26 protein-coding genes and 3 pseudogenes are annotated in these 26,646 nt (G+C 71.5%); 11 read left to right on the top strand and 18 right to left on the bottom strand.

The genetic code is table 11. From position 1 onward, the window contains the following. Window positions 1–66: 66 nt before the first annotated feature. Window positions 67–762, bottom strand: coding sequence for a DUF2993 domain-containing protein (locus ACIBK0_RS36750; protein ID WP_399089525.1), 696 nt, complete (start codon window positions 760–762; stop codon window positions 67–69). Beyond that, window positions 759–3,008 carry an MMPL family transporter gene (locus tag ACIBK0_RS36745; protein WP_399089522.1) on the bottom strand — a complete coding sequence of 750 codons (2,250 nt, stop codon included), beginning with the start codon at window positions 3,006–3,008 and terminating at the stop codon, window positions 759–761. The genes ACIBK0_RS36750 and ACIBK0_RS36745 overlap by 4 nt, the downstream gene beginning before the upstream one ends. A gap of 155 nt (window positions 3,009–3,163) precedes the next feature. On the opposite strand from ACIBK0_RS36745, the gene ACIBK0_RS36740 reads away from it, so the two are divergent. Together ACIBK0_RS36740 and ACIBK0_RS36735 are read left to right on the top strand one after the other, a co-directional pair. After that, window positions 3,164–3,850, top strand: coding sequence for a response regulator transcription factor (locus ACIBK0_RS36740; protein WP_399089519.1), 687 nt, complete (start codon window positions 3,164–3,166; stop codon window positions 3,848–3,850). Between the two features lie 104 nt (window positions 3,851–3,954). Continuing rightward, window positions 3,955–5,286, top strand: a complete 1,332-nt coding sequence (locus ACIBK0_RS36735; protein WP_399089515.1) for a sensor histidine kinase — start codon at window positions 3,955–3,957, stop codon at window positions 5,284–5,286. Between the two features lie 97 nt (window positions 5,287–5,383). Here ACIBK0_RS36735 and ACIBK0_RS36730 read toward each other — a convergent pair whose 3' ends face one another. Further along, window positions 5,384–6,154: a class I SAM-dependent methyltransferase gene (locus ACIBK0_RS36730; RefSeq protein WP_399089512.1), complete on the bottom strand. Its 771-nt coding sequence runs from the start codon at window positions 6,152–6,154 to the stop codon at window positions 5,384–5,386. A gap of 54 nt (window positions 6,155–6,208) precedes the next feature. Here ACIBK0_RS36730 and ACIBK0_RS36725 point away from each other — a divergent pair, with 54 nt between their 5' ends. The 3 genes and pseudogenes from ACIBK0_RS36725 to ACIBK0_RS36715 all read left to right on the top strand — a co-directional run. Then, complete coding sequence (locus ACIBK0_RS36725; protein WP_399089509.1) at window positions 6,209–7,810, top strand: alpha-amylase family glycosyl hydrolase; 1,602 nt, start codon at window positions 6,209–6,211, stop codon at window positions 7,808–7,810. A gap of 49 nt (window positions 7,811–7,859) precedes the next feature. After that, on the top strand, window positions 7,860–8,177 hold the full coding sequence (locus ACIBK0_RS36720; RefSeq protein ID WP_399089506.1) for a PadR family transcriptional regulator: 318 nt from the start codon (window positions 7,860–7,862) through the stop codon (window positions 8,175–8,177). 35 nt (window positions 8,178–8,212) lie between these two features. Next, window positions 8,213–8,437 (top strand): annotated as a pseudogene (locus ACIBK0_RS36715) (hypothetical protein); the annotation flags it as partial. Window positions 8,438–9,084: 647 nt separating this feature from the next. Here ACIBK0_RS36715 and ACIBK0_RS36710 read toward each other — a convergent pair. The 10 genes from ACIBK0_RS36710 to ACIBK0_RS36665 all read right to left on the bottom strand — a co-directional run bounded on the left by ACIBK0_RS36710 (window position 9,085) and on the right by ACIBK0_RS36665 (window position 16,869). After that, a complete protein-coding gene (locus ACIBK0_RS36710; RefSeq protein WP_399089503.1) occupies window positions 9,085–10,311 on the bottom strand; it encodes an MFS transporter in 1,227 nt (408 codons plus the stop codon). A 3-nt stretch (window positions 10,312–10,314) separates the two neighbouring features. Next, complete coding sequence (locus ACIBK0_RS36705) at window positions 10,315–10,560, bottom strand: hypothetical protein (RefSeq protein WP_399089500.1); 246 nt, start codon at window positions 10,558–10,560, stop codon at window positions 10,315–10,317. Window positions 10,561–10,612: 52 nt separating this feature from the next. Continuing rightward, window positions 10,613–11,878, bottom strand: a complete 1,266-nt coding sequence (locus ACIBK0_RS36700) for an RNA polymerase sigma factor (RefSeq protein ID WP_399089655.1) — start codon at window positions 11,876–11,878, stop codon at window positions 10,613–10,615. A gap of 29 nt (window positions 11,879–11,907) precedes the next feature. Beyond that, entirely contained in the window at window positions 11,908–12,249 is a 342-nt protein-coding gene (locus ACIBK0_RS36695) for a YciI family protein (protein ID WP_399089497.1), read from the bottom strand. Beyond that, window positions 12,246–12,983 (bottom strand): nuclear transport factor 2 family protein, encoded by a 738-nt coding sequence (locus tag ACIBK0_RS36690; protein WP_399089494.1) that lies wholly within the window; start codon window positions 12,981–12,983, stop codon window positions 12,246–12,248. The genes ACIBK0_RS36695 and ACIBK0_RS36690 overlap by 4 nt, the downstream gene beginning before the upstream one ends. A 148-nt stretch (window positions 12,984–13,131) precedes the next feature. Next, complete coding sequence (locus ACIBK0_RS36685) at window positions 13,132–13,662, bottom strand: hypothetical protein (protein WP_399089491.1); 531 nt, start codon at window positions 13,660–13,662, stop codon at window positions 13,132–13,134. Further along, window positions 13,662–14,660 carry an MFS transporter gene (locus tag ACIBK0_RS36680; RefSeq protein WP_399089488.1) on the bottom strand — a complete coding sequence of 333 codons (999 nt, stop codon included), beginning with the start codon at window positions 14,658–14,660 and terminating at the stop codon, window positions 13,662–13,664. The genes ACIBK0_RS36685 and ACIBK0_RS36680 overlap by 1 nt, the downstream gene beginning before the upstream one ends. Before the next feature lie 13 nt (window positions 14,661–14,673). Next, complete coding sequence (locus ACIBK0_RS36675; protein ID WP_399089485.1) at window positions 14,674–15,177, bottom strand: VOC family protein; 504 nt, start codon at window positions 15,175–15,177, stop codon at window positions 14,674–14,676. Window positions 15,178–15,239: 62 nt separating this feature from the next. Then, window positions 15,240–16,463 (bottom strand): cytochrome P450, encoded by a 1,224-nt coding sequence (locus ACIBK0_RS36670; RefSeq protein WP_399089652.1) that lies wholly within the window; start codon window positions 16,461–16,463, stop codon window positions 15,240–15,242. 85 nt (window positions 16,464–16,548) lie between these two features. Further along, complete coding sequence (locus ACIBK0_RS36665) at window positions 16,549–16,869, bottom strand: DUF2255 family protein (protein WP_399089482.1); 321 nt, start codon at window positions 16,867–16,869, stop codon at window positions 16,549–16,551. Here ACIBK0_RS36665 and ACIBK0_RS36660 point away from each other — a divergent pair. Next, a complete protein-coding gene (locus ACIBK0_RS36660; protein WP_399089479.1) occupies window positions 16,852–17,103 on the top strand; it encodes a hypothetical protein in 252 nt (83 codons plus the stop codon). The genes ACIBK0_RS36665 and ACIBK0_RS36660 overlap by 18 nt on opposite strands. Window positions 17,104–17,119: 16 nt before the next feature. Here ACIBK0_RS36660 and ACIBK0_RS36655 read toward each other — a convergent pair whose 3' ends face one another. Further along, complete coding sequence (locus ACIBK0_RS36655; protein ID WP_399089476.1) at window positions 17,120–17,785, bottom strand: SDR family NAD(P)-dependent oxidoreductase; 666 nt, start codon at window positions 17,783–17,785, stop codon at window positions 17,120–17,122. 155 nt (window positions 17,786–17,940) lie between these two features. Between ACIBK0_RS36655 and ACIBK0_RS36650 the strand changes: the two are divergent. Further along, window positions 17,941–18,171 (top strand): annotated as a pseudogene (locus tag ACIBK0_RS36650) (transcriptional regulator); the annotation flags it as partial. Between the two features lie 77 nt (window positions 18,172–18,248). On the opposite strand, the gene ACIBK0_RS36645 reads toward ACIBK0_RS36650, so the two are convergent. After that, window positions 18,249–18,689: an Lrp/AsnC family transcriptional regulator gene (locus tag ACIBK0_RS36645; RefSeq protein WP_399089473.1), complete on the bottom strand. Its 441-nt coding sequence runs from the start codon at window positions 18,687–18,689 to the stop codon at window positions 18,249–18,251. A 104-nt stretch (window positions 18,690–18,793) separates the two neighbouring features. On the opposite strand from ACIBK0_RS36645, the gene ACIBK0_RS36640 reads away from it, so the two are divergent. Both ACIBK0_RS36640 and ACIBK0_RS36635 read left to right on the top strand, forming a co-directional pair. Continuing rightward, window positions 18,794–19,519: an AzlC family ABC transporter permease gene (locus ACIBK0_RS36640; RefSeq protein ID WP_399089470.1), complete on the top strand. Its 726-nt coding sequence runs from the start codon at window positions 18,794–18,796 to the stop codon at window positions 19,517–19,519. After that, complete coding sequence (locus ACIBK0_RS36635; protein WP_399089467.1) at window positions 19,512–19,838, top strand: branched-chain amino acid transporter permease; 327 nt, start codon at window positions 19,512–19,514, stop codon at window positions 19,836–19,838. The genes ACIBK0_RS36640 and ACIBK0_RS36635 overlap by 8 nt, the downstream gene beginning before the upstream one ends. Window positions 19,839–20,075: 237 nt before the next feature. Here ACIBK0_RS36635 and ACIBK0_RS36630 read toward each other — a convergent pair whose 3' ends face one another. After that, on the bottom strand, window positions 20,076–20,996 hold the full coding sequence (locus tag ACIBK0_RS36630) for a zinc-binding dehydrogenase (RefSeq protein ID WP_399089464.1): 921 nt from the start codon (window positions 20,994–20,996) through the stop codon (window positions 20,076–20,078). A gap of 452 nt (window positions 20,997–21,448) precedes the next feature. On the opposite strand from ACIBK0_RS36630, the gene rho reads away from it, so the two are divergent. Further along, window positions 21,449–22,591 (top strand): transcription termination factor Rho, encoded by a 1,143-nt coding sequence (gene rho, locus ACIBK0_RS36625; protein ID WP_399089461.1) that lies wholly within the window; start codon window positions 21,449–21,451, stop codon window positions 22,589–22,591. A gap of 89 nt (window positions 22,592–22,680) precedes the next feature. Beyond that, window positions 22,681–23,595 (top strand): annotated as a pseudogene (locus tag ACIBK0_RS36620) (D-alanyl-D-alanine carboxypeptidase family protein); the annotation flags it as partial. 35 nt (window positions 23,596–23,630) lie between these two features. Here the strand turns inward: ACIBK0_RS36620 and ACIBK0_RS36615 are convergent. Beyond that, entirely contained in the window at window positions 23,631–24,992 is a 1,362-nt protein-coding gene (locus ACIBK0_RS36615; protein WP_399089458.1) for a glycosyltransferase 87 family protein, read from the bottom strand. A gap of 62 nt (window positions 24,993–25,054) precedes the next feature. Continuing rightward, on the bottom strand, window positions 25,055–26,443 hold the full coding sequence (gene mptB, locus ACIBK0_RS36610; protein WP_399089455.1) for a polyprenol phosphomannose-dependent alpha 1,6 mannosyltransferase MptB: 1,389 nt from the start codon (window positions 26,441–26,443) through the stop codon (window positions 25,055–25,057). Window positions 26,444–26,646 lie beyond the last annotated feature (203 nt).

The following is a 26,646-nucleotide window of genomic DNA, read 5'->3' as shown; positions in this document are numbered from 1 at the left end:
AAAATCAGACCCACTATACCGCGTGAGTTTGAAAAACAAACGGACTCTGCTCCAGCGCGTGCCGGCTCAACCTGTCCGCGGCAGAGTGGCGGGCGAGTCCGTCCCGAGGCGGACATGGATGCCGTCGCCCTCGACCCGTGCGGAGGTGGCTTCGAGTCCGAGTGGGTAGTCCCGCTCCTTCGCCCGTCCCTCGACGGCCGCACGCATCCGGTCGGTCATCGCGTCCGGTGCGGTCCTGCCCATGATCTCCACCGCGATGACCGTTGTCCTGACCCGCCCGTCCTTGATCTCGGGCCGCAGGGTCACGGTTCCGAGGCCCGCCCGCCCCACCACCAGCGTCAAGGTGTCCGCGCGGGGATCGGTCCGCACTCCGGTGACCGGCATGCCGCCGAAATCCCCCATCATGCGGGCCACGGCGCTCGGAGGGATCAGCACCGCCACACGGGCCGCGGCCACGGTGGCGCGTCCCGGATCGCCCCCGATGAGGCGTACGTCGTCGAGCTGCGCGTGGACCTGGGCGTCGAGCACCCGGCCGAACTGCGCGTGGGCGCTGTCCACCTCGACGAACGGCAGCCGCTTGTCCGCGAGTTGGAGCAGTGCCGGGCGGGACGCGAGACCGATGTCGAGGTCGCCGTCCAACGCCCGCGACGCCGCGGTCCGTATGCGGTCCTGGAGCACCGAGCGCGCGAGCAACTCTGCGCCGACGGGAACGGCCACGAGCACTCCGGCCGTGGCCAGAGCGATCCAGGTGCGGCGCCTCATGCCGATGCCCCCGACTCCTCGGCGGCGTCCGGCTCCCGGCGCCGTCCGGGCTCCAGTGCTGTAGGGGGCGCCTCCGGGTCCAGGTGCGGCAGAACGCGGTCGAGCGGGCGCGGCAGCCACCAGTTGGCCCTGCCGAACAGGTACATGGTGGCGGGGACGAGGAGCAGGCGCACCACCGTCGCGTCGATGACCACGCTCACCCCGAGACCCAGCGCAAGCATCTTGATCACGACGTTGGTCGAGAGCAGGAAGGCGAGGAACACACTGGTCATGACGATCGCCGCACAGCTGATGACCCGTCCGGTGGCCGCCAGCCCGCCCGCCACACCGGCGTGGTTGTCGCGGGTTTCCAGCCACTCCTCGCGGATCCGTGCGAGCAGGAAGACCTCGTAGTCCATCGAGAGACCGAAGACGATGGCGAACATCATCATGGGGACGTACGACTCGACCGGCACCCGCTCCGTCACGCCGAACAGGGCACCGCCCCAGCCCCACTGGAAGACGGCGACCACGACACCGTAGGCCGCCCCGATCGACAGCAGATTGAGCAGGGCCGCCTTGACCGCGACAAGGAGGCTGCGGAAGGCGCAGAGCAGCAGGAGGAACGCGGCGCCGACGACGACCGCGACCACCCACGGGAGCCGGTTCACCATGGCATCGCGGAAGGCGGTCTGGACCGCGGTGGTGCCGGTGACGTAGGCGTCCGCGCCGGTACCGGCGAGGGCCTCGGGCAGTACCTGGTCGTCCAGGCGGTGCACCAGGTCGGTGGTCGACTCGTCCTCCGGCCCCTGACGGGGGACGACCGTGGAGGTGAGCAGGTCACCATCCCGCGTGGGGGCGGGATCGGAGACGGAGACCACGTCGGCGGTACGGGAGAGGGCACCGCGCACGTCGTTGGCGACCTCGTCCCGGTCCGCACGGCCGGCGTCCAGCGACACGACCACGGTGAGCGGGCCGTTGGTTCCCGCGCCGAACCCGTGCGCGATCAGGTCGTACGCCCTGCGCTCGGTGTAGTCCATCGGACTGGCGCCCGCGTCGATGTGGCCGAGCCGCATCGACGCGACCGGGACACTGAGTACGCCGAGGATCAGCAGGCCCGCGACGAGGAAGAGCCAGGGCCTGCGGCCCACGGTCGCTGCCCAGCGTCGCCATGTGTCGTCGCCGCCCCCGGGTTCGGCCACCGGCGGGCGTACGTTCCAGCGGTCGATGCGGTGCCCGACGAGTCCGAGCAGGGCCGGTGTCAGAGTGAGCGAGGCGAGCGCGGCGACCAGCACCGTGATCCCGGCGGCCGCGCCGAGGGTGCCGATGAACGAGACGCCCGAGGCGTACAGGCCCGCCAGCGCCATGGCGACCGTGGCCGCGGCGACGAGCACCGCACGGCCGCTGGTGGCGAGCGTACGCCCGGCCGCTTCCTCGGGCGGGACGCCGGAGGCCAGCAACCCGCGGTGCCGTGTGGTGAGGAAGAGCGCGTAGTCGAGGCCGACACCCAGCCCCATCATGGTGGCCAGCGTGGGTGCGGCCGCGCCGAAGGTGACGGCCGCGGCGACCAGGCCGAGGACGGCCAGTCCTCCGGCCAGTCCGACGACCGCCGTGACCAACGGCAGCCCGGCGGCCGCGATGCTGCCGAAGCCGATCAGCAGCACGACCACGGCGGTCACCAGGCCGATCGTCTCGGACAGGCCGTGGGCGGCCTCCGGACGGGCGAGCTGACCGAGCGGACCGCCGTAGTCCACGCTCACGTGATCGTCGCGCAGGTCCGCGACCGCCTCGTCGACCTGGTCCACGTACGACGGGTCGAAGGTGGCCGGATTCTCGGCGAAGCGGACGGTGGCGTAACCGATCGTGCCGTCCGCGGAGACGGCGCCGGGTGTGGTGAACGGGTCCGCGACAGTCAACACGTCCGGCAGGCGGTCGAGTTCGTCCAGCGCGGCCTCGACGGACGTCCGGTGGGCGCCGAGCCCGTCGTCCGCCTCGAGGACGATCTGCGCGCCGAAGCCCTTCAGGTCGGAGCCGTGCTCCTCCAGCAGGTCGGCGCCCTGTTGCGCGGTGGTTCCCGGCAGGGAGAACTCGTCCTCGTAGACGCCGCCCCAGACCTTGTCGGCGGCGAAGGCGGTGACGAGGACGAGCAGCCAGGTCACGATCGCCCACCGGGCGTTGCGGGCACACCACCGTCCGACACGGTGCAGGGCGCCGGGCGGCGGAGCGGACGGAACGGGGCACGCGGTGTCCGGTGCGGAAACAGTCATGGCGTGATCCTGTGAGCCGCAGGTGTGCGGCGGATCAGCGGAATGTTCGAGGAATGTCAGGGCGTCCCGTCGCGGTCTCCGCGGCACGTGGTGCCGGGCTAGCATCGCATCGCCGGTACAAGGATTCGAATCCCGATGGAGGTGAGGGGGACGGCATGCCGGACAGCAAGGGCCTCGTCCTGGTTATCGAGGACGAACGGCACATCGCCGACCTCCAGCGGCTGTACCTGACGCGCGAGGGCTTCGGGGTGCACGTGGAACCGGACGGCCTGGCGGGGCTCGCGGCGGCGCGGCGGCTGCGTCCCGTAGCGATAGTCCTGGACATCGCACTGCCCGGTCTGGACGGCGTCGAGGTGTGCCGCAGGCTGCGCGAGGACGGCGACTGGACGCCGGTCCTGCTGGTCACGGCCCGCGACGACGAGGCAGATCGCATCCTCGGCCTGGAGCTCGGCGCGGACGACTACATCACGAAGCCGTTCTCGCCCCGGGAACTGGTCGCCCGGGTCAAGACCGTGTTGCGACGAGCTTCCGGCCCGCCCGGCGGGACGATCCGGCGCCTGGGCAGGGTCGTGGTGGATCCGGTGCGCCGTACGGCGGAGGCGGACGGGCAGCCCGTAGAACTGACGGCCACCGAGTTCGATCTGCTCGCCCATCTGCTGCGCCATCCCGGCCGGGTCTTCCCGCGGGAGCAATTGCTCGCCCAGGTGTGGGGACAGGCCGACTACCGGGGAAGCCGGACCGTGGACGTGCACGTCGCGCAGCTGCGCGCCAAGCTCGGCGACGCCAGCCCGATCCGGACGGTGCGCGGTGTCGGCTACAGCGCGGCGGATGCCGCGCGGTGAAGCCCGGCGCACCACGGCTCGGCGCCCTCGCCCATCGCCTCCGCCGGTTCGGCGCCGGTCGCCGGTGGAGTCGGCCGGGCACCGTCACGCGCAGCATCACTGTGGTGACGACGGCGGTCGCCCTGGTCGCCGTACTCCTCACCGGCATCACCAGCTGGTACCTGATCCGCACCGGCGCGGAGGCGCAGCAGCGCGACCAACTCCGGCGCCAGGCCGAGGTGTTGAGCCGGACCCCCGCCATCTCACAGCTTCTGCTCGACCGCGAGCAACGGCTCGCCGGGTCGAACGGGGAACAGATCGCCGTCATCACCCCCGACGGCGACGCGGTCGGGCCGGCCGCCGATGCCGTGGGCTCCCGAACGCGGGCGAGCCTGCTCGACGGCGATTCCGTCTCCACGGACGCGTATCTGGGCGGCGAGCACGTCCTGGTGGAGGGCCGCCCCGCGAACGCGGGCAGCGCCGTCGTCCTGACGCAGCCCTACACGGTCGTGGGCGACAGCGTGAGCCGCATGCGTAGAGCGCTGCCGCTCCCGTTCGCGGTGGGCCTGGTGGGCGCGGGGCTGGCCGGCCTGCTGCTGGCCCGATGGCTCTCACGCCCAGTCACCGCTGCCGCGACCACCGCGCGGCGGCTCGCCGACGGCGAACGCGGCCTGCGCGCGGCACCCGGCGGACCGCGCGAACTCACCGATCTGACCAGGGCGTTGAACATTCTGGACGAGGCGCTGACGCGCAGTGAGGACAGGCAGCGCGCGTTCCTGCTCTCCGTCTCGCACGAGCTGCGCACCCCGCTCACCGCGACCCTCGGTTACGCGGAGGCGCTCGCTGACGGAGTGGTCGGGCCCGAGGAACTGCCCATGGTCGGCGAAACGCTGCTCAGCGAGACCAGACGCTTGGAACGGTTCGTGCAGGATCTGCTGGATCTCGCCCAGTTGGAGGCCTACGACTTCCGTGTCGAGACACAGCCGGTCGATCTCGACGCGCTGGTGGCGAAGGCCGGCACGGTCTGGGCGGACCGCTGCGCACGCCACGGCGTGCGGTTCCGCGTAGAGCGGCCGGGCAGGCCGTTGACCGTCGACACGGACGGCGTCCGGGTCCGCCAAGTGATCGACGGCCTCGCGGAGAACGCGCTGCGGGTAACCCCCGCGGGCGCACCGCTGGTGCTGGCCCTCGCACCGGACGACGACGGAGCACGTCTCGAGGTGCGCGACGGCGGCCCCGGCCTGACACCGGAGGACGCCGTGATCGCCTTCGAACGGGGCACGCTGCACGCCCGCTACCAGGGCATCCGTCCGGTCGGAACCGGCCTCGGCCTGGCCATCGTGCACCGTCTCACCCAGCGGCTGGACGGTTCGGTGACGGCACAGGGACACGGGCCCGAGGGCGGGGCCTGCTTCACCGTACGGCTGCCACGAGGCCCTCGGCCGGCAAGGACCTGACAGGGGGCAGATCCTGCGCGTGCCGGCAATGCCGATCCTGCGCGTGCCGGCCATGACGTGCGGGACGGCCCATACGAACACCCACCTGCCGCTGCCCTCACCGACTCCGCCCGGCCGAGGGAACCCTCGCCACCACCATCCGGCACCGTGGGCTCCCGTCCCGTCGATACCCGAATTCGGGCAGCGCGTGAAGATCGACCTCGAAACCGGCCCACGTCAGCTCCCGCCGCACGTCACCGAGCCGGAACGCCCGGTAGTACATGACGAACGGCGGACGCCAGAGGGCATTGCGCACCCGCATCAGCGCGTCGAAGCCCAGCAGGGCCCAGTACCAGGGCGAGCTCGGCCGGGGCGGGGCCGTGATCGGGAAGGCGAAGCGCCCGCCAGGACGCAGCACGGAGTGGACCTGGGCGAACAGGCCCGGCAGCTCGCCGGGCAGGAAGTGCCCGAAGGCACCGAAGCTCACGACCAGGTCGAAGGCGGGGCCGAAGGGGAGGGCGCGGGCGTCGCCGCGTACCCACGTGACACGGGGCCGGGGCGGCGGGGCCGCAGTGGACGACGGGCCGGCGCCACCCAGCCGCCCGCGACCCACCGCCAGCATTCCCGCGCTGATGTCGACGCCCGTGACGCTCTCCCGGCACAGCGTGCCCAGGACGTCCATGCCGGCCCCGGTGCCACAGCACAGATCGAGTCCCGCGTCGAACGGGCCCATGGGGCGCAGCGCCCGTCCCACCGCGTCGAGGATCGAGTCCGGTGTCCGGAACGGCGTGTGGTCGAACTTCGGCGCGAGCAGGTCGTAGCCGCGTTCGACCGACGAGAGGGCCTGGACGGCCAGTTCGCGGAGGGTGGGACCTTGCGGGGTGAACATCGCCTTCAGCTTAGGGGCAGCGGGCGCGGTGTGCGCTGATCTATGGTCCCCTGCATGACTTCGTTCCGCCCCGCCCCCGCCTGGCTGGCCGACGCCGTCTTCTACCAGATCTACCCGCAGTCGTTCGCCGACTCGAACGGCGACGGCATCGGCGACTTCAACGGAATCGCCGAGCGCCTCGACCACCTTGCGTGGCTGGGCGTCAACACCGTGTGGCTCAACCCCTGCTTCGTCTCACCGTTCCGCGACGCCGGATACGACGTCTGCGACTATTTCGCCGCCGCGCCCCGCTACGGCTCGAACGACGACCTCGCCAAGCTGGTGGACGAAGCGGGCCGCCGCGGCATTCGCGTCCTGCTGGACCTCGTGGCGGGTCACACCTCCGACGAGCACCCATGGTTCAGGACCGCCGCGAACGATCCGACCGACGACCGGTACATCTGGGCGCCCGAAGGCCGGCCCGACGGCTTCGTCCCCTCCCCCGGTACCCGCCCGGGCGGGTACCTTCCGAACTTCTTCGCTTTCCAGCCCGCCCTCAACTTCGGTTACGCACGCGACAATCCGGCCGAACCCTGGCGTCGCCCGGTCGACGCCGAGGGCCCGCGCGCCAACCGGGCGGCCCTGCGCGCGATCATGGACCACTGGCTCGGTCTCGGCCTGTCCGGCTTCCGCGTCGACATGGCCGCGTCGCTGGTGAAGGACGACGCCGACAAGAAGGAAACCGCCAGGATCTGGGCGGAGTTGCGCCACTGGCTGGACAGCGCCCATCCGAAGGCAGTGCTGCTCTCGGAGTGGGGCGAGCCGGAGGTGTCCGTCCCCGCGGGCTTCCACGCGGACTTCTTCCTCCAGTTCGGCGGCCCCACCGACGGCCGCGCCCTGCGCTCCTTGTGGAGCAACGCCGAGGGCACGGTCAACGAGGCCTGGGACCCGCTCGACTGCTTCTTCGACCCCAGCGGCCAGGGCTCGCCGCGCCCCTTCGTCGAGGCCTGGCACCAGGCGTCCGCGGCTGTCGGCGACAGCGGCTTCATCTCCCTGCCCACCGCCAATCACGACTTCTCCCGCCTCAACTGCGGCCCCCGCACGGCCGATCAGCTGCCCGCCGCCTTCGCCTTCCAGCTCACCTGGCCGACGCTCCCGGCGATCTACTACGGCGACGAGATCGGGATGCGCTACGTCCCGGGCCTGCCCGACAAGGAAGGCAGCGTGCTGGGACCCCGCTACAACCGCGCCGGCTCTCGCACCCCGATGCAGTGGGACGACAGCCCGAACGCCGGCTTCTCCACCGCCGCGCACGACCATCTCTACCTCCCGCTCGACCCGTCCCCGGACCGCCCGACGGTCGCGGCCCAGCGCGCCGACGACACCTCCCTCCTGCATCTCGTACGCCGCCTCCTCGCGCTCCGCACCGGCACGCCGGAACTGGGCCCGGGCGCCACGGTGGAGGTTCTGCACAGCGGCTATCCGTTCGTCTACGTGCGGGGCGGGCGGTATCTGGTGGTGGTCAATCCGCAGCGGGATACGGTGAGTTACGCGTACGACGAGGCCGTTGACGCACGCCCCGTGGAGGCCACTGGCATCCACGTCCATGACGGAACCCTCACCGCTCGGGGATTCGCCTATGGCATCTTCGAGCTCGGCCGGCGGACCGAGCGGTGAGCCAACTGTCGTTCTCGACATATGGTTCGGTGCGTGCTTCACTTGTGATATGGCATCAATTCGCCTGACTCGGCCGACACTTGAGGTCCTCAAGGTGTTGCTGACCGCCACGCCGGACAACCCGGCGTGGGGGCTGCGGATCTGCGAGGAGGCCGATCTCGGCTCCGGCACGGTCTATCCGATTCTCGAACGGCTCGTCGACGCGGGATGGGCGGTGCGCAGAGCCGAGACCGGCGAACATCCCGGTCGCCCGAAGCGCTACTACTACGAGCTCACGGCCGCGGGGCGGCTGGCCACCCATCGCGCGAGCGAACGAAAGCCGCGGCTCTTCGGGCTGCGCCCGGCCGGCGACGGGGGTGCGGCATGAATGTGGACGAACGGCACGAAGAGCCAGTCCCGACGGCCGGGCCGTTCGCGGTGGTCGCCGTGCTGACCCCCGTGCTGGCCGGAACGTTCGCCGCCATCTGCCTACTCGTCGGCTACGCGCTGAAGATGCTGAGCCCTGCTCCCTCGTTCGCCGGCACCCTGCTCACCACTGGCTGGGTCTTCGGGGCCGTCACGGCGGCCGCCATCCTGGTCGCCGCGATCGGCCTGCTGTTCACGGCTCTCCGCAACGGCAGCTCTTCGGTCGAGGAGACGGACACTCCCACCCCGTCCGTCCCCCAGCGCCGCCCGAGCCGCGCGGGCAACGGCACGCTGGGCTTCGCCGCGTTCGTCGCCGGACGCCGTCGCACCCATCTCCGTGAGGAGTGGGCGGCGATCCTCGCCGGTGACCCGGAGCAGGGCATTGTGCTGTCCTCTCGCGCGCGGATGCGTTACGCGCTCGGCTTCCTGTGGGCGGCCGTCCGGCTGCGCGTCCGTGACCTCGCCGCTCCCCTGTGGGCACCGGTGGACTGGCTGCTGAGCGTGGAGTCACGCACGAACGGCTTCATCGCAGCCGTCGTCGGCACGCAGGCGATCTACATCGTCGGCCACGGCGGTCTCCCGGCCCTCGTCACGGAGGTCTGGGAACCCTGCGGGATCGTGGGCGGCGCCCTCTACGTCCTGGCCCGCTGGCTCCGCCGTATCCGCGGCATCGAGCTCGCCACGGCGACACGGGACGACCCGCCCGGGGAGTGAGAGGCAAGCAGCGAGACGCCCCGCTTCGGAGCCGAAGGCGGGGCGTCGTCGTGCTGCGGATTCGATCCCGCGGACCATGGCCTGTCCTTCGGATCACGCCCGGGCCAGTTGTCGGGCGCCATGAGCCGAAGTCGGCGTGATCCGAAAGGCATGCCCTAGCCGACCGTCAGCACGATCGCACCCGCGTAGCTGCCTCCCGCCTCGATGGCCGTCGCGGTGCCGTCGTCGACCGTCATGGTCAGGAACCTGCCACCGGGCGCGCGCACGGTCGCGTCGGAGAGGAAGCCGCCGTCCACCGGAACCCCGGCCAGCAGCAGGCTGCCCGCGCCGACCAGCGCGAGGCCGCCGACCGCGACCGGGCGTACGCCGATTCGGGTGACCAGGGCCTGGCCCGCGTACGAGCCGACGACGGCCGTCGCGGGCATCACGACGTTGTCGAGGCCGAACCGCAACGGTGAGTAGCCGAGCACGCCCTGTCCGTACTGGGAGAGCGTGTACGACATCCCGAAGGCGCAGCTGCCCAGCAAGAACACGACGATGTTGCCCCCGCTCACCGACCGTGTGCGCAGCAGCCGCGGCGGCCCCAGGGGCTGCGCGGACCGTGCCTCGACGCGGACGAAGAGCAGTGCCAGCGCGGCCGCGACGGCGAACAGCCCGACCGTCTGCGCGGACAGCCACCCGGCGCGGCGTGCCTCGACGACGGCGTACACACACGCCACGAGCGCGGCGGTGACCATGAGCCCCCCGGCCGGGTCGTACGAGCGGGTGCGCGCCTCGGCACGGCTCTCCCGGAGCAGCCGTGGGCTCAGCGTGAGCAGGAGCAGCGCGACCGGCACGTTCAGGAAGAAGACCCACTGCCAGCCGAGCACGTCGGTGAGCGGTCCGCCGATCAGCAGCGCGGCCGTGGCGCCGAAGCCGCCGCTGCCGGACCAGATGGCGAGGGCCTTGTTCCGTTCGGGCCCCTCCTCGAAGGTGTTGAGGAGGAGAGACAGCGCGGTCGGCGCCATCACGGCGGCGGAGATGCCCTGCACGGCGCGCGCCGCCACGAGCACGCCCGCGCTCCAGGCGAAGCCGCACAGCAGCGAGGACACTCCGAACAACAGCGTGCCCGTCATGAAGACGCGGCGGCGGCCCAGGAGATCGGCGACCCGGCCGCCGAGCAGCAGCAGCCCGCCGAAGCTCAGCAGATAGGCGCTCATGACCCATTGCGCGCCCGCCGCCGAGAAGCCGAGGCCGTCCGCGATGGACGGCAGCGCGAGCACGACGATCTGCGAGTCCAGGATGACCATGAATCCGGCCAGGCAGAGCAGGGCGAGGGCGCGCCAGCGGCGGGGGTCGGGGGTGGTGACGGACATGGCCGTGGGCGTTGTCGTGGCAGTCATGGCTCAGCTCCCCAGACGGAGGCCGGCGAGCCAGACGTCCGGGGCGCCGACCCCTGGCCCGACCTCCGGGGCGCCTTGACCCGGCACGTCCGGCACCGGCGCGGCCGGGCTGCCGGACGGGGGCAGGGCGCCCGATGCGGCCGACGCGCCGGACACCTGCGGCGTCGTCTGCCTGCGGCGCCCGAGCAACCGCGCGAGGGCCTTCCTGACGGGCGGTGTGGGGACGGGGACGGGAGCGGTGGCGGTCACGGGAGCCTCCGGTGTCGCGATCGGGTCCTTGCACCCCACCGACGAACGACCCCTACGCCGATCGACACTCCGCGAGCCGTTTCTCCAGGAAGCGCCGCTCGGCGTCGTTCTCCACCAGCTCCAGCGCGCCGGCGTACGCCTCCGCGGCCTCCGCCGTGCGCCCAGTCCGACGCAGCAGGTCGGCACGAGTGGCGGGCAGCAAGTGATAGCCCTCCAGCTCGCCCTCCCGTTCCAGCTCCGCCACCAGGGCCAGTCCTGCCTCCGGGCTCTCGGCCATGCCCACGGCCACCGCCCGGTTGAGCCGCACCACGGCGGAGGGCACGAAGCGCTCCAACTCGCCGTACAGGGCCGCGATGTCGGCCCAGTCCGTGTCCTCGGCGGTGGCGGCGGTGGTGTGGCAGGCCGAGATGGCGGCCTGGATCTGGTAAGGCCCCGGACGACCGCGGCGCAAGGCGGTTTCCAGCAGGGCGGCGCCCTCGTCGACCGATGCCTTGTCCCAGGCCGTACGGTCCTGGTCCTCCAGCGTCACCAGCTCGCCCGCCGCGTCGACCCGGGTGCCGCGCCGCGCGTCGTGCAGCAGCAACAACGCGAGCAGGCCGAGCGCTTCGGGCTCGTCGGGCATCAGCCGGGCCAGCACGCGGGCGAGCCGGATCGCCTCCGCGCACAGGTTCGTGCGCACCAGATCGGCGCCGGCCGTGGCGGCGTACCCCTCGTTGAAGAGCAGGTAGAGCACGCCGAGAACGCCCGTCGTGCGTTCGGGGAGGAGATGCGCGGGCGGTACGCGGTACGGAATGCCCGCGTTGCGGATCTTCCGCTTGGCACGGACCAGGCGCTGCGCCATGGTCGCCTCGGGAACGAGGAACGCGTGGGCGATCTCGGGCGTGGTCAGCCCGGCGAGGGTGCGCAGGGTCAGCGCCACCCGGGCCTCGATGGGCAGCGCGGGGTGGCAGCAGGTGAAGATCAGCCGCAGCCGGTCGTCCTGGACTCCGCTGCCGTCTTCGTGTTCCGGGTCGTACGGCCCCTCGTCGCGCGCCAGCACGGCCACCTCCCGCAGCTTCTGTGCCCCCACCGCCTCCCGGCGCAGCACGTCCAGGGCGCGGTTGCGCGCGGTCGTGGTCAGCCAGGCGCCTGGGCGGCGCGGCACACCATTGCGCCGCCACCGGTCCAGGGCCTGGGCGAAGGCGTCCTGCGCGCACTCCTCGGCGAGGTCCCAGTCGCCGGTCACCCGGATCAGGGTGGCGACGACCTGACCCCACTCCTCGCGGAAGGCGGCGGCGACTGCCTCTTCGGCGTCCGGCGCTCCCGGACTCTCGTTCACGCCCGAACCCGCCGCCTCCTCGCTCTCGTTCACTCCCAGACCGGCCGCACCTCCACCGAGCCGCCGCCCAGCGCCGCCGGGTGCCGGGACGCGAGCGCGATGGCCTCGTCGAGGTCGGCGACCTCGATGATGTCGAAGCCCGCGACGTACTCCTTGGACTCCACGAACGGGCCGTCGCTGAGCAAGACTTCGTCGCCCTGGACGCGGACGGTGGTGGCGTCGGTGGACGGACGCAGCCGGGCGCCGCCCTTCACCACGTCGCGGCTGCGGACCTCGTCGATGTACGAGGTGAAGCGGGGGTCGTCGGCGATCTCCTCGGGGCTGAGTTCCTCACCGCCGACCGGGGTGCAGATGAACAGGACGTACTTCATGACCGACCCTCCGTGATCTCGGCGTGGAACGGGACCGACGTGTGCTGGTGGACGATCTGCCAGCGGTCGCCGGCCGCGCGGTACCCCGTGGTGACTCGCGCCGTGGTGTCCAGCGGGTCGCCGCTTGCGAGCGTGGCACGCATCCGCACGAGCGCGTGGCTGAACGCGACGCTCTCGTCGACCCGGACGCGGAGGTCGAGCACCTCGCGCTCCACGGGTCCGGCCAGCGTCGAGAACCACAACTCCTCGGCCTTGCGCAGGGCCTCGATTCCGCTCTGCTCCAGACCGCTCACGGGGTGGAACACCTCGACGTCCGGCGCGTAACACGCCATCGCCCGGTCGAAGTCCCGCTCGCGGGCGGCGGCGGTCAGCTCCGCGTCCAGCCGGCGGATCTCCCCCTCGGGGTCCTCGTCCTCCCAGAACGCACGCACCTCCATGGCCCCGATGGACGCCACGGGATGCTTGGCAGCCGCCTCGACAGCCTCCTCCATCGTGTCGCACTCGAGGATGTCGAACCCGGCGACGTACTCCTTCGTCTCCGCGAACGGCCCGTCGGTGCGCAGCACTTCGCCGTCGCGCACCCGCACGGTGACCGCCTCGGCGGGGAGCCGCAGCCGATGGCCGTGCAGCCGTACGCCGCGCTCGGCACCCAATTCCTCGACCCAGGGCTCGACGGGCGCCATGCCGGAGGCGTCGGCGGTGTCGTCGCCGCAGACCAGCAGCATGTACTTCATGGTTCCTCCAAATGCTCATGAGGTCCTGACACCCCACCGACGAACGGGACGGCTCCGAATCGACACCCTTCCAGATTCTCCTGCGTACGGCCGGAGGTACGAAGGAGCCGGGGCGCGCGCCCCGGCTCCGTTCTGGTGGACCCACGTACTAGACGGCCGCCGCCTCCGCCGCCGACTCCCCCGTGACGCCGACCGCCGCGCGGGCGGTGTCCTTGCGCACCAGCAGCAGCGTGACCACCGCGCCGAGCAGTGAGGCGCAGCCGCAGATCACCACTCCGATGGCCATGCCGTGACCGAGCGCGGTCTGGGCCGCCGCCCTGGCGCTGTCGCTGCCCGCGTTGACGACGGCGAGCGGTCCGGCCGTCGACTCCATGCCCGCGTCCGCGCCACTGAGCTTGCCGACCAGCGCCGAGGACGCGGCGCTCATCGCGATGGTGCTGATGACAGCCGGGCCGAGGCCCTGGCCGAACTCGCGCACCAGGCTGGTGGCGCCGCTGGCCATGCCGGTCAACTCGATCGGCACGGCGTTCACCGCCGCGGAGGTCAACGAGGACACGACGCAGATGAAGCCGATGCCGAGCAGCAGCACCGGGCCGATGAAGGCCGCGAGGGACGTCGTGGTGATGGGCAGCGCGGCGATCCAGAACTGTCCCGCGGCCATCGGCAGCAGTCCGCCCATCAGCAGCCAGCGGCGTCGACGCGGGTGAGCATCTTGCTGAGCACCGGCGCCAGCAGCAGGGGAATCAGCTGCAGGATCACGAAGGGCATGCTGGCCCGCACGGCGCTCAGGTGCATGACCGCGCCGAGCCGGATCGACACGCAGTACGCGGTGCCGATGAAGCCGAACATGCCGGCCAGCGCGACGACGGCGGCCGCGGCGAACGACGGGATCTTCAGCAGGTCCAGGTTGAACATGGGCGAGGCGGCGCGGGTCTCCGCGACGATGAAGCCGACGAGGGCGACGGCCGCCAGGGACAGCGAGCCCACGATCGCCGCGCTGCCCCAGCCGCGGTCGCCGCCCTCGATGATGCCCCAGAGCAGGGCGGTGAGACCGACGGCGATGGTGATCTGGCCGGGCCAGTCCAGGCTGCGCCCCTCGGGAGCCTTGGAGTCGGTGACGAGCTTCCAGCACGCGACGGCGACGACCAGGCCGAGGACGACCGGCGGCACGAACGCCCAGCGGAAGTCGGCGACCGTGGCGAGCACGCCGGAGGACAGCGGCCCCACGGCGGAGGCGATGGAGATGCTGAGCGCCCACGTGGAGACGGCCCTGACACGGTCCTTCTCGTCGGGTGTGGCCGCCGCGATGACCGCGAGGGAGCTGGGGAAGAGCGCGGCGGCCCCGACGCCGGCCAGGGCCTGACCGGTCCACATCATGGTGATGTTCTGGGAGGTGGCGTTGAGGAGTTCACCGAGCGCCAGGACCAGTCCGCCGAGCACGAGAAGGCGCTTGCGGCCGAAGAGATCTCCGACCACTCCGAAATTCAGCTCCAGAATCGCGGTGGGGAGAATGAAGGCGGAGGTGACCCAGGCGACTTGGGAACCCGACGCACCGAATGCGACCTGGATTTCTCCATTGATGGGGGACGGAACGGTAATGCACAGCTGCGCGGCGGCAACTGCGAGACAGCAGGCTATGGGCGTGCCTCTGTCGAGTCTTTTCACGAGATTGGTCATCCCGTACTCCATCTCACTCGGAAAAAGTAGTGCTGCGCTCTATCAGTTCGACGAGATTGCCCTCGGGGTCGGCGACCCAGGCCATCCGGATGCCCGGCTCGGGGGACGGCCCGGGCTTCATGACCTCGCCCGCCCCATGCGCCACCAGGGCCGCGTAGACGGGGTCGAGTTCGGGGGTGGTGACCGCGAAGTGCCCGTAACCCTCGATGAGGGCGGCGGTCAGCGGGTCGCGCGCCCGCAGGCCGGGCGCGGAACCGGGCCGGGCGAGGAGTTCGATGCGCCAGCCGTGCGGATGCTCCAGGACGACACCGCCCAGTCCGGGTCCTTCGAGGGTGAACTCGAAGACCTTCTTCAGCCCGAACGCCTCCTGGTACCAGGCGGTTTGGGCGGCCAGATCGCGTACGTTGACGCCGACGTGGTGATTGCCGTGTCCCTTGTCCAGTGCCGCCGGTGTGCGGTGCTGGAAGCGTAGGTACGGCGTTTGGCGAGAACAAGAAAAGGGTCGGCTCAGGGCCATCGCGGTGTCGCATGGCTGGTATGCGCCCGGTCAGCCGCGAAGTTTCCCTGCAGCTCGTAGAGTCAGCCGCGGGAGCTGCCCGGCCGCACCGGGAGCGCTCGTACGCTGTTGCCCACGAAGCTGGAGTGGCGGGAGAGTTCCGCCTCGGACACGGCGAGGTCGAGGTCGGGGAAGCGGGTGAACAGCCGCTCCAGCGCGATGGTGGACTCCAGGCGTGCCAGCGGGGCGCCCAGACAGTAGTGAGCGCCGTGCCCGAGGGAGAGGTGCCGGGCAGCGCCGGGCCTGCCGGGCCGGGTCACGTCGAAGCGGTCGGCGTCGGGTCCGTGCGCGGCTCGATCGCGCCCCGCGGCCGAGTAACCGGCGAGCACCGGTGTGCCCTTGGGGATCACGGTTCCGTCCAGGATGAGATCCCGCACCGGATACCGGAACGGGAAGTAACTGACGGGCGCGTCCCAGCGCAGCGTCTCCTCGACGACGTCCGCCCAGCTCGCCTCGCCCTTCGTGACCAGGTCCAGTTGATCCCGGTGGCCGCACAACGCCCGTACGGCATTGGTGATGAGGTTCAGCGTGGTCTCGTGCCCGGCAATGATCATCAGCACCAGCGTGCCGATGAGTTCCTCCTGGCTGAGCCGGTCGCCCTCCTCGTCCCGGGCGGCGATCAGCGCGCTGGTGAGGTCGTCGCCGGGTTCCTCGGCACGCGCGGAGGCCACGGCGCTCAGGACGGCCACCAGCTCCCGGTTCGCGGCGAGGGCCTGCTCGGGGCCGATGTCCGTGGCGACCACCTGGTTCGACAAATGGTGCAGCCGGTCGCGGTACTCCGCGTCGACTCCGAGCAGTTCGCCGATGACCCCCATCGGCAACGGCAGCGCGAAGTGCCGACGCAGATCCGCGACTCCCCCACCGTCTTCGGCCGCCTGGTGAAGGTCGTCGAGCAACCCGGTCGTCAACTCATCGATACGGGGGCGCAGTTGCTCCACTCGACGTGCGGTGAACGCCTTGCTGACCAGCGACCGCAGCCGCCGGTGGTCCTGCCCGTCGGCGGTCGTCATCCCCCGTACGGTCGCGAAGGTCGTCAACGGCCATCCGGCGGCTATCCGCCCCTCCCTCAGCGCCGTGAAGTGCTCCGCCCCCTTGGCGACTTCGGGGTGTGCGAGGAGCTCCTTCAACGCCTCGTGTCCGAGCACCGCCACGCCCGCCACCTCACCGGGCAGCACCACCGGTGCGACGGCACCCCCCGCGAGCAGCCGCGCGTTGTCGGCGTGCGGGCAACCGCCCGCCGGGTCCATACGGTGCGGTGCGACGGGTGAGGTGTCCACCAATTCTCCTTGCCGAGGTACCGAGTCGGGCCGTACGACGATCGATTCTGCCCGCTCACAGCACCGTACGCAGCAGCTCGGCGAAGCCCTTGGGGCTGGTGATGGCCTTGATGATGTACGAGGCATAGTGACCGTACTTGGCGCGGTACGCCGCGTCGACGGCATCGTTGATCTCCTCGTCGACGTCGACGAGCGTGACGTCCCTGCCCACGGCTCCGGCCTGGACATGGCCCTCCTGGCGGGCCCGGGTGCCCCGGTACCAGTCGGACGTGGGGCCGTTGACGGACCGGACGTCGATGTCGTCGCCGACGCGGACGACCCAGATGGTCCGCCGACTCCCCTGTGGGAGCGCTACGACGTGCAGGGCAGTACCCATGGGCGCAAGACCTTCCACCACCCCGAGGTCGGCGACCTCACTCTGGGCTACCAGTCCATGAAGCTCGAAGGCACCCCCGGCCACTGCCTGATCGCGTACTTCGCCGAACCGGGCACCCCTGAGTACGACACCCTGGTCCTTCTGGACCTGCTCGCGTCCGAGGCCTCGTCGAACGGGGCCGCACCGGCCGGCGGACCACCGCAGACCACGCGGAGCGGGTCCCCTGCGCCCTGACGCGGCCGGCGCGTCGTCACGCGTCCAGGTCGTCCGCGAAGTGCCGGAAGCCGTGCCGGTCCTGGTGCAGGCCCCACAGAACGTCCGCGAGCACCGTCGGGTCCTTCCTGGCATGTCCCGGGATGATCTCGCCGGGGATGATCAGCTGCGCGACGTGGATGCCCTCGCCCGCGAGCGTGTCGTGAAGCAGATGGCCGTAGGCGCTCTCGGCGGCGAAGGCGATCGACGTACCGGCTCGGCCGGGGTGCGGGACCACGGCGGATCCGCCATTGACGAAGAGGACGGTGCCGCGGCCCAATGCGCGCATGCCGGGCAGCACCTGCTGTACGGCGGCCACGGGTCCGTACACGGAGAACTCGATCGGTCCGACGAGGTCGGTGGCGCTGGTCTCCAGGACCGGCCGCATGAAGTCCCGGTGCGGGAGGGGGCTGTACTGCAGCACCTCGATCGGGCCCAGGGTCGCGGTCGCCGCGTCTAGAGCTGCCCCCAGGGCTTTCGGGTCGCGTACGTCGGCGGCGAAACCGCGCGCCGTGATGCCCTCGCGGGCCAGGTCGGCGGCGAGGCCGCTCGTCCGCTCGTGGGTGCGCGCGATGAGCGCTACGTCGAATCCCTCGCCGCCGAACCGCCGTGCGACGGCGGCTCCGAGGCCGGGTCCCGCTCCGATGATGGCGATGGTGGTCATGGTCCTGGCTTCCTTGTATGGCCTGGGGTCCGGCTTGTACGGCCTGGGGTCCTGGTGGTCCTGGTGGTCCTGAAGCTACTGGGGTTGTGGTGATCGTGGCGGTCAGCCCAGTGTCGTGGCGATGACGAAGCGGTGCCACACGCCGGAGGCAAGGGCACGGTCATGCCCGCGCCCTCTTCGACGACTGGAAGAACCAGATCCGCGGCTGTGTCGCCCGTCTGCGTACCCTGGCCGGGACCGACCCCGACGCCCCCGACCTCACCGGGCTCGTCGACGAACTCCTCCTCAAGAGCTCGGACTTCGCGCGCCTGTGGGAGCGGTACGACGTCAAGGGGAACGCCTCGGGCCGCAAGACCTTCCATCACCCCCGGGTCGGCGACGTCACCTTCGGTTAGCAGGTCAGGGAGCTGGAGGGCGCCCACGGCCACCTCCTGGACGGCGGCCGAGCGTCCCCGGTCCTCGGCTACGGGGCCGGTTTGACCTTTTTCATCGTGAAGTGCGAGATGACGTTCTTGATGCGCGGAATGGTCATGACACGCGTACTGAGGAAGGTTTCGTAGGCGGCCAGATCGGCGACGGCCACGCGGACGAAGTAGTCGGGGCTGCCGAACAGCCGGCGCAACTCGATGACCTCGTCCGCCTGCACCAGAGTCTCCTCGAAACGCTCGACGGTCTCCGCGTCCTGGGCGTCGAGGGTGAGGTCGATCAGGACCTCGAAGATGCGTCCCACGGCGGCGGGGTCGATGACGGCACGGTAGCCGCGGATGACGCCGTCGGCCTCCAGCCGCTGAACGCGCCGCAGGCAGGGCCCGGTGGTGAGCCCGACCCGCTGGGCCAGCTCGACGTTCGTCAGCCGCCCGTCCCGCTCCAGCTCGGCAATGATTGCCCGATCGGTCGCATCCATGGCAAGAAGATTGCACCGTGCCTGGCCGGATGCGCAATATTTGCAACCACATGGCACGGGTTTCACGGGACCATGGACGGGTGCAACAAGACACTTCGACCCTCATGTCCGCTCCCCCATCGGCTGCGGCCACCCGGCGGCAGCAGATATCCGCGGGCGTGCGCGACTCCTTCTCCGCGGGACTGGGAATCTTCCCGCTCGGGATCACACTGGGCCTGCTGGTCATCCAGGCGCATCTGCCGTGGTGGCTCGCTCCCGCCCTGTCCCTGTCCGCGTTCGCCGGTTCTCTGGAGCTGCTGCTGGTGGGCATGATGGCCACCGTCACGCCGCTGGCAGCGGTCGCGCTGACCGTCCTGGTGGTCAACTTCCGGCATGTGTTCTATGCCTTCTCGTTCCCCCTCCACCTGGTCAGGAACCCGTTCGCGAAGGCGTACGCCGTCTACGCGATGATCGACGAGGCGTACGCCGTCAACGCCTCCCTGCCCGACCGTGAGCGTTCCGCACCCCGGCTCCTCACGATGCAGATCGCCTGCGAGACCTACTGGGTGGGCGGCGGTCTGGTCGGTGTCGCCCTCGGTGCGGCCCTGCCCGCGCCGATCAAGGGCCTGGAGTTCGCCCTGTGCGCGCTGTTCACCGTGCTCACGCTGGACGCGTTCCGCTCGCGCAGCGCAGTCCTGTCGGTTCTGCTCGCCGGCGTGAGCGTGGCCGTCGCCCTCGTGCTCACCCCGGGCGTGGCCATGCTGACCGCGATGCTCCTGTTCGTCGCCCTGCTGCTGGCCCGTCACACCCTCACCGCCCGGCGCCCCGACGAGGAGGCCGCCGATGCCTAGCACCTCGTACCTCCTCGCCGTCCTCGCGATCGTCTTCACGATCACCCTCGCGCTGCGCGCCGTCCCCTTCGCGGTACTGCGCACGCTGCGCACCTCGGCGGTCGTGCGGCAGTTGTCGGCGTGGATGCCGGTGGGCGTTCTCGCGATCCTCGGGGTGACCGCCCTGCACGGCGCCATCGCCGCCGAGCCGCATGCCACATGGTGCGCACTGCTCGCGGTCGCCGTCACGGCGGGCGTCCACCTCGCCTGTGGCCGTCGCACGATCCTGAGCGTAGGCATCGGCACCGCCGTCTACGTCGTCCTCGTCAACGCGCTGTGAATCACCGCCCGGCGCGTCGCCGTACGCTCCTCCACCGAGGGGGCGTCATGACTGATCCGAGTGGTCCGACGGCAGCGACCACGAGGATCTTCTTGAACGCGCGAAACTCGATCGGTCGTTCTTTCGCTGGATCCTTCTGGCCGGGTTCTTGCTCTGCGTGTTCTGCTTCGCGTGGCTCAGCCGGGCCTTCGCCCATCGCGACCCCTACTGGAGCGTCAGGCTGCGGCCGGGGCGGTCTCACCCGACGTCCAGCACCGCCTTGCCCCGCAACCGCCGGTTCCCCAGGGCCTCCACCGCGTCCGCGATCTTGTCCCACGGCCCGCGCCAGCCGATCGGCACACGCAGCTTTCCCGTGCCGACCAGGTCGAGCAACCGGCGCAACTGCGGTTGCCGGTCGGTGAGTCCGACGCCGTTGTAGACGGACACGATCGCCTTCGGTGCACGGCTGCCCAGGGTGGAGCCCACGGGTAGGGTCGCCTCCTGCCCGGAGGCCCAGCCGACGCTCTGCAGGCTTCCGCCCGGGGCGAGCAGGGCGTACGCCAGGGCCAGTTGGTCGCCGCCCACGGTGTCGACGACGACATCGACCGGCTCTGTCACCCGGGCGAGGCCGATCGCGACCTCGTCCGCGCCGAGGTCGGCCAACCCCCGGGCGCTCTCCTCGGAACCGGAGACGGCGACGACGGACGCGCCGCCCATGGCCGCGAGTTGCACGGCGAACCCGCCGACGCCGCCGGACGCGCCGGTCACCAGCACCCTGCGGCCCAGCAGTGGTCCCGCCTGCTCCAGCGCCCGCATGGCCGTGCCGGCGGCGACCGGCAGTGTGGCCGCCTCGCCCAGGTCGACCCCGTCGGGCACCACGGCCACGTCCGCCACGTCCATGGCCCGCAGCGCGCCGAAGCCGCCCCCGTCCGCAAAGCCCACCACCCGGCTGCCGACCTCCGGCCCGCGGCCGTCGGCCGCGGCGGCCACGACGACACCGGCCGCGTCGAAGCCGAGCACGTCCCCGGGCTCGGCCCGTTCCGCGAAGAACAGTTCGGCCGCGTTGAGCGAGGTGTGCCGGACCTCGACCAGGGCCTGGCCGGGGCCGGGTACGGGATCCGGGGCCTCGCCCAGTCGCAGCTTCCCGGGGACCGCGGGGTCAACGATCAGTGCGCGCATGACAGGTACCTTCCCTCGTCGACGGCTACTCGCCACGCACCAACTCCCGCAGATCCGGAGTTCTTCCCACCGCCTCCCCCGCCGTCGACGGTCGACCGAGATCGGTGGACCGTGACCCTCGCTCAACTCCTGCGCGTGAGCCGCTGAGTCGCACATCACAGCCAGAAGCGGTCGCCGGGTGGTACTGTGCAGTCAGCACTTGTGTACGCCCCGTCTCGGGCGCCGGTGCCGGTTCCACCTCATTTCGCTGACACGCCCGTCATTCTCCGACCGGCGGACCAGCTTCTCACCACCACCTCTTGAGCACGGCCACGGGTAGTCGTTCCCGTCCGCCGTTCACGAGGTGCTGTCTCTTGGCCGCACGGAGACGTGAGCACGCCGCCTCCCCCGCCGGCCCATCCCCCTTCCCTTCCACATGACCTCATGAATCCGTCCTTGAAAGGACCCGCATCATGACCACCACACTCGAACACCCTCCCGTACAGCAGCAGCTCCCCGCCCGGGCCTCCGGTGTCCTCGACATCGCGCACAACGGGCAGGGGTACCTGCGCGCCGCCGACAGCTGCCTGCCCACACCGACCGACGTCCAGGTCTCCGCCGCGCTGATCCGCCGCTCCGGCCTGCGCAAGGGCGACACCGTCGAAGGGGCACGCGGCGGGCCCCGCGCGCTCGCCGAGGTCGAGCGGATCAACGGCCGTACACCCGAAGAGCTGCGCCGCCGCCCGCACTTCCGCGACCTCACCCCGCTGCACCCGCGCGACCGGATCCGCCTGGAACACCCGGCGAGCGGTCCGGCCGGGCGCCTCGTCGATCTGGTCTCGCCGGTCGGCAAGGGTCAACGCGGTCTGATCGTCGCCCCGCCCAAGACCGGCAAGACGGTGCTGCTCCAGCAGATCGCCGCCGCCGTCGCGGGCAACCATCCCGAATGCCACCTGATGGTGCTGCTCCTCGACGAGCGGCCCGAAGAGGTGACCGACATGCGGCGCTCCGTTCGGGGCGAGGTCTACGCCTCGACCTTCGACAAGACGCCGAAACAGCACATCGCGCTCGCCGACCTCGTCATCGAACGTGCCAAGCGGCTCGTCGAGCAGGGCGAGGACGTCGTCATCCTGATGGACTCCCTCACCCGGCTGTGCCGAGCGCACAACAACGCGGCCGCCTCCGGTGGCCGCACCCTCAGCGGCGGCGTCGACGCGGCCGCGGTGCACGGCCCCAAGCGGTTCTTCGGCGCCGCACGCCTCGCCGAGGAGGGCGGCTCGCTCACCATCCTCGCCACCGCCCTGGTGGAGACCGGCTCCCGCGCCGACGACTACTTCTTCGAAGAACTCAAGAGCACCGGCAACATGGAGCTCCGCCTCGACCGGGCTCTGGCAGCCCGGCGCGTCTTCCCAGCCGTCGACATCACCCCGTCGGGCACCCGCCGCGAGGAACTCCTGCTGCCCTCCGCCGAGTTGGCAGCCGTACGAGGGCTGCGGCGCGCCCTGCAGACGCGGGACGGCCAGGCGAACCTCGAAACCCTCCTGGAGCGGCTGCGCGCCACCCCGGACAACGCAACCTTCCTCCGCCAGGTCCAGCCGACCCTGCCCGCCGCCTGACAGCTCCCACGTGCGGCATCCGGGTACTGGATCCCGCCGCTCGGCCCTGGCAGCCCGGCGGACGGCGACTCCGTTCCTACGTTGGCGGAATGACTATCGGATTCTCATCCCGCGCCGCCACCCCCCGCGCCGCCTCCCGCGCCCGCCTCGCTCGCGCCGCCGTCTCCTGTTCCGCCGTCTGCGTGGTCGGCGCGCTGGCCCTCGCGCCGAGTGCGGCCGTCGCCCGGACGGCCACGGACCCCGGCGCGCCCCGACCCACGGCATCGCAGCCGCCGTTGTACAGACCCGGGACACAGGTGCGGCCGCGGGCCGGGGCACCCGAGGTCCCCGAGGACGTCTCCGCCCTGTCCTGGCTGGTGGCCGACGCCCGCACCGGCGATGTACTCGCGGCCCACGACGCTCACGTCAAGCTGCCGCCCGCCAGCACCTTGAAGACCCTCTTCGCCCTCACGGTGCTCCCGGTGCTGCCCGGCGGCATCCGGCACACCGTCAAGGCGGCGGAGCTGGCGGACGTGGGGGCCGGGAGCAGCCTGGTGGGCGTCTCCGAAGGCCACAGCTACCGCGTGGCCGACCTGTGGCGCGGTGTCTTCCTCAACTCCGGCAACGACGCCGTACATGTGCTGGCCGCGATGAACGGCGGCTGGAAGACGACGGCCGCCCGGATGCAGGCCAAGGCCCGTTCGCTGGGCGCCCTCGATACTCACGTCGTCTCACCCGACGGGTACGACACACCCGGTCAGGTCTCGTCGGCGTACGACCTGGCGGTCTTCGGGCGGGCCGGGCTGCGCAACGCGGACTTCGCGCGGTACTGCTCCACCGTCGAGGCCATGTTCCCCGGCGAAGACGGCGCATACGAGATCGAGAACACCAACCGGCTGCTGACCGGCGCCGACGGGGTGGAGCCGTACCCGGGCCTGATCGGCATCAAGAACGGCTACACCAGCGAGGCGGGTAACACGCTCGTCGCCGCCGCGCGACGCGGCGGGCGCACGCTCGTCGTCACCGTGATGAACCCTCAGGCGGGCGGCGGGTTCGCCGTCTACGAGGAGGCGCGCTCGCTGCTCGACTGGGGCTTCAAGGCAGCCGGGCACGTCGATCCCGTCGGATCGCTGCTCGACACGCGTGGCGTTCCAGCGGCCGGACCCGCCGCCCGGCCCGCTCCCGCGGCGCTCCCGGACAGCGACGAAGCCGACTGGCCCGAAGTCGCCGGTATCACGGGCGCCGCGGGGCTGGGCGCCGGCGGCGTGGCCCTCGCCCTGTGGCTCAAGAACGGGCGGCCCACACGGGGCTGACCGATCGGCAGCCACAGCAGCAGCCCCAGTGTGATCCACGTATACGTGTTGCTGCCGAGGAATCCGTCGAGGCCCGACGCGTCGTCGAACCAGAGCCACACCACGCTGCTGCACAGCACCACGTACAGGGCGCCCGCGACCCGCAGTCGGCGCCGGTGCAGCAGCACGGCGAACGACGGCAGCAGCCAGACGAGATGGTGCACCCAGGTGATCGGGCTGACGAGGCAGGCCGCGAGCCCGGTGAGGGCGAACGCGGCCGTCCAGTCCTCGTCGGCCAGCGCGCGCGAGGTCCGCCACGCCCATACGCACAGGACCAGCAGAGCAGCCGTCGCCCAGGCGGCCCTGCTCGGTTCGTCCGGTGCCACGAGCCGTGCCAGGACACCTTGCAACGACTGGTTGGAGACATAGGCGAGACGGCCGATGCGGGTCGTGTCCCACAACGCGTCGGTCCAATAGAAGCGTGAGGCGCCCGGGGCCGCCCAGGCGGCAAGGGCGGTGGCCGCAGCGGCGACGGCCGTGGCGACGCCGGCCGCGCGCCAGCGACGGGCGAGCAGCAGCAGGCCGATGAAGAGCGCGGGGGTGAGTTTGACCGCCGCGGCCAGGCCGATGCCGACGCCCGCCCGGCGTCCCCGTCCGGTGGACAGCAGCCAGGCGTCGCTCAGCACGAGGGCGAGGAGCAGGAGGTTCACCTGGCCGAAGCTGAAGGTGTCACGGACCGGCTCGAACAGGGCCAGCAGACAGCCCGTCAGGGCGTAGCCGAACCAGCCGTAGCGGCGCAGCGCGGGCCCCACCAGGATCCACACGATGGCGGCGATGGCGGCAAGGTTGAGCAGTAGTTCGACCGCGATCGCCGTGCGCAGCCCGACCAGCGCCATCGGCAGCATGCCGAGGGCCGCGAAGGGCGGATAGGTGAAGCCGTACGTCGTCCCCGGCACGTGGTAGTCGTAGATCCGGCCGCCGTGGTGGACCCAGGCGTCGACCGTCCCGTAGTACACGCGCAGGTCGAACCAGTCGCGCAGCAGCGGCACCGTGGCGGTGAACACGCCGACGGCGGCGGCGAGTCCGAGTACGAAGAGCAACCGCCGGCGATCGGTACTCAGCGCTCTCATGCCCGTCAACACCCGCGTACCGCCCCGCTCACCGTCCAGCCCTCTCTTGCCGTCCCTGCCTCTCATGCCGTCCGCCCGATCACCGATGTCTGCGCCGCCTGGTGGGCCTGCCAGAGCACGACGAGCGCGAGCACTCCGCCGGAGACGGCCAGGATCACCTGTTCGGCGTCCGGCGGTCCCCCGCTCGGCAGCACGGCGAGCGCGAGCACCGCGCTGGCTGCCGCGACACGGTGGCGCACCGAGGCACTGGGCGCCGCCGCGGCGATGAGGAACAGTCCCCACAGCGCGTACCAGGGCCGGATCGCCGGGCCGAACACGGCCACCGCGGCCAGGCTCAGGCCCAACGCGTAGATCGGGCCGGGCCGTAGGCGCAGCCATATGAACAGGACCACGATCACGGTCAGCGCGAGTCCGGCCGCGTGCCAGACGGGCATGGCCAGCGGTGCGAGGCCGCTGCCGAGCTTTTCCAGCAGGGCGCCGGTGGCGCGGCCGAGAACGCTGGTGGGCGACCAGTTGTGCGGCGAGACAGGGGTCTTCAGGGCCGCGATCCAGCCGTATCCCGTACCGGTCGCGGCGGTCGCGGCGACCGTGGTGGCGAGGGCGACCACGGTGGTGGTCAGGGCGGACTTCACCATGCCCCGGCGTCCGCGTAGCGCGACGACCGCCAGCAGGCCGAGCGCGGCGGGCGCCTTGACCAGCGCGGCGAGCGTGATGAGGACGACGCCCAGGACATGCCACCGGCCGCGCGCGGCCACGAGTCCGACTCCGAGCAGGCCGAGCATGATGGCGTCGTTGTGCGCGCCGGCCACCAGGTGGAGCAGGACGAGGGGGTTGAGCGCCCCCAGCCACAGCGCGGCGGCCGGATCGGCGCCGCTGTGCCGGGCGAGACGGGGCAGCGCCGCCGCCATCAGGGCGACGCCGAGCAGGGCGACCAGGCGCATACCGAGCAGTCCCGCCGGTATCTCCCCGCGCGTCAGGCCGGACAGTGCCGAGGCGACGGCGAGGAAGACGGGGCCGTACGGCGTCGTGGTCTGCTGCCACACCGGCGCGACCTCGTCGGCGAGCGGGCCGCCCAGCTGCGCCGGTCCGTGCGCGTAGACGTCGATGTGCGCGTCGACCATCGCGCCCTGCGCGAGATAGCTGTACACGTCCCGGCTGAACAGGGGCGGCGCGAGCAGCAGCGGGGCCGCCCACACGGCCAGAACGAGCAGCAGGGAACGCGGGGTCGGCGGCTCGGGGCCGCGTACGACGGTGCCGAGGAGCGCCCAGGCGGCGATCAGCAGCACGACGCCGAAGTAAACGCCGACCAGGCCGAGCACGGCACGCCCCGACTCGGGGGCGAGGAGATCCCTCGCGGGCAGCGCCCCGGCCGTTTCACCTCCCAGCGCGAGGAAGGCGGTACCGGCCAGGCCCAGAGCCTGGCAGCGGCGGAGATCGACGGGGAAAGCCATGGCCAACACTCGGAAAGCGTGTCAACGCCGGGTGGCCGGAAGGCGACGTGTGGCCCTCCGCGCGGGGGCCTTCGTGTGACCTCCGCGTGGGCGCTCCGCCGGGTTCGCCGGAATGCCCCCGGTGGTTCGTCGGCTGCCGGCCCGTGGTGGCTCGTCGCGCAGTTCCCCACGCCCCTTCGAAGCGCCGCCCTGCCCCGTGGTCC

This window comes from Streptomyces sp. NPDC050564 (genome assembly GCF_044457265.1).
Lineage (GTDB): Bacteria > Actinomycetota > Actinomycetes > Streptomycetales > Streptomycetaceae > Streptomyces.
The sequence above is the reverse complement of the archived record's forward strand: the minus strand, read 5'-3'. Positions and strand labels throughout refer to the sequence as shown.

Bases quoted from the DNA above. Each gene is read 5' to 3' on its own strand.
- ACIBK0_RS36750 (WP_399089525.1), bottom strand. From the start codon at position 762: ATGAGGCGCCGCACCTGGATCGCTCTGGCCACGGCCGGAGTGCTCGTG.
- ACIBK0_RS36745 (WP_399089522.1), bottom strand. From the start codon at position 3,008: ATGACTGTTTCCGCACCGGACACCGCGTGCCCCGTTCCGTCCGCTCCG.
- ACIBK0_RS36740 (WP_399089519.1), top strand. From the start codon at position 3,164: ATGCCGGACAGCAAGGGCCTCGTCCTGGTTATCGAGGACGAACGGCAC.
- ACIBK0_RS36730 (WP_399089512.1), bottom strand. From the start codon at position 6,154: ATGTTCACCCCGCAAGGTCCCACCCTCCGCGAACTGGCCGTCCAGGCC.
- ACIBK0_RS36725 (WP_399089509.1), top strand. From the start codon at position 6,209: ATGACTTCGTTCCGCCCCGCCCCCGCCTGGCTGGCCGACGCCGTCTTC.
- ACIBK0_RS36720 (WP_399089506.1), top strand. From the start codon at position 7,860: ATGGCATCAATTCGCCTGACTCGGCCGACACTTGAGGTCCTCAAGGTG.
- ACIBK0_RS36710 (WP_399089503.1), bottom strand. From the start codon at position 10,311: ATGACTGCCACGACAACGCCCACGGCCATGTCCGTCACCACCCCCGAC.
- ACIBK0_RS36695 (WP_399089497.1), bottom strand. From the start codon at position 12,249: ATGAAGTACGTCCTGTTCATCTGCACCCCGGTCGGCGGTGAGGAACTC.
- ACIBK0_RS36690 (WP_399089494.1), bottom strand. From the start codon at position 12,983: ATGAAGTACATGCTGCTGGTCTGCGGCGACGACACCGCCGACGCCTCC.
- ACIBK0_RS36685 (WP_399089491.1), bottom strand. From the start codon at position 13,662: ATGGGCGGACTGCTGCCGATGGCCGCGGGACAGTTCTGGATCGCCGCG.
- ACIBK0_RS36680 (WP_399089488.1), bottom strand. From the start codon at position 14,660: ATGACCAATCTCGTGAAAAGACTCGACAGAGGCACGCCCATAGCCTGC.
- ACIBK0_RS36675 (WP_399089485.1), bottom strand. From the start codon at position 15,177: ATGGCCCTGAGCCGACCCTTTTCTTGTTCTCGCCAAACGCCGTACCTA.
- ACIBK0_RS36670 (WP_399089652.1), bottom strand. From the start codon at position 16,463: ATGGACCCGGCGGGCGGTTGCCCGCACGCCGACAACGCGCGGCTGCTC.
- ACIBK0_RS36665 (WP_399089482.1), bottom strand. From the start codon at position 16,869: ATGGGTACTGCCCTGCACGTCGTAGCGCTCCCACAGGGGAGTCGGCGG.
- ACIBK0_RS36655 (WP_399089476.1), bottom strand. From the start codon at position 17,785: ATGACCACCATCGCCATCATCGGAGCGGGACCCGGCCTCGGAGCCGCC.
- ACIBK0_RS36645 (WP_399089473.1), bottom strand. From the start codon at position 18,689: ATGGATGCGACCGATCGGGCAATCATTGCCGAGCTGGAGCGGGACGGG.
- ACIBK0_RS36640 (WP_399089470.1), top strand. From the start codon at position 18,794: ATGTCCGCTCCCCCATCGGCTGCGGCCACCCGGCGGCAGCAGATATCC.
- ACIBK0_RS36635 (WP_399089467.1), top strand. From the start codon at position 19,512: ATGCCTAGCACCTCGTACCTCCTCGCCGTCCTCGCGATCGTCTTCACG.
- ACIBK0_RS36630 (WP_399089464.1), bottom strand. From the start codon at position 20,996: ATGCGCGCACTGATCGTTGACCCCGCGGTCCCCGGGAAGCTGCGACTG.
- rho (WP_399089461.1), top strand. From the start codon at position 21,449: ATGACCACCACACTCGAACACCCTCCCGTACAGCAGCAGCTCCCCGCC.
- ACIBK0_RS36615 (WP_399089458.1), bottom strand. From the start codon at position 24,992: ATGAGAGCGCTGAGTACCGATCGCCGGCGGTTGCTCTTCGTACTCGGA.
- mptB (WP_399089455.1), bottom strand. From the start codon at position 26,443: ATGGCTTTCCCCGTCGATCTCCGCCGCTGCCAGGCTCTGGGCCTGGCC.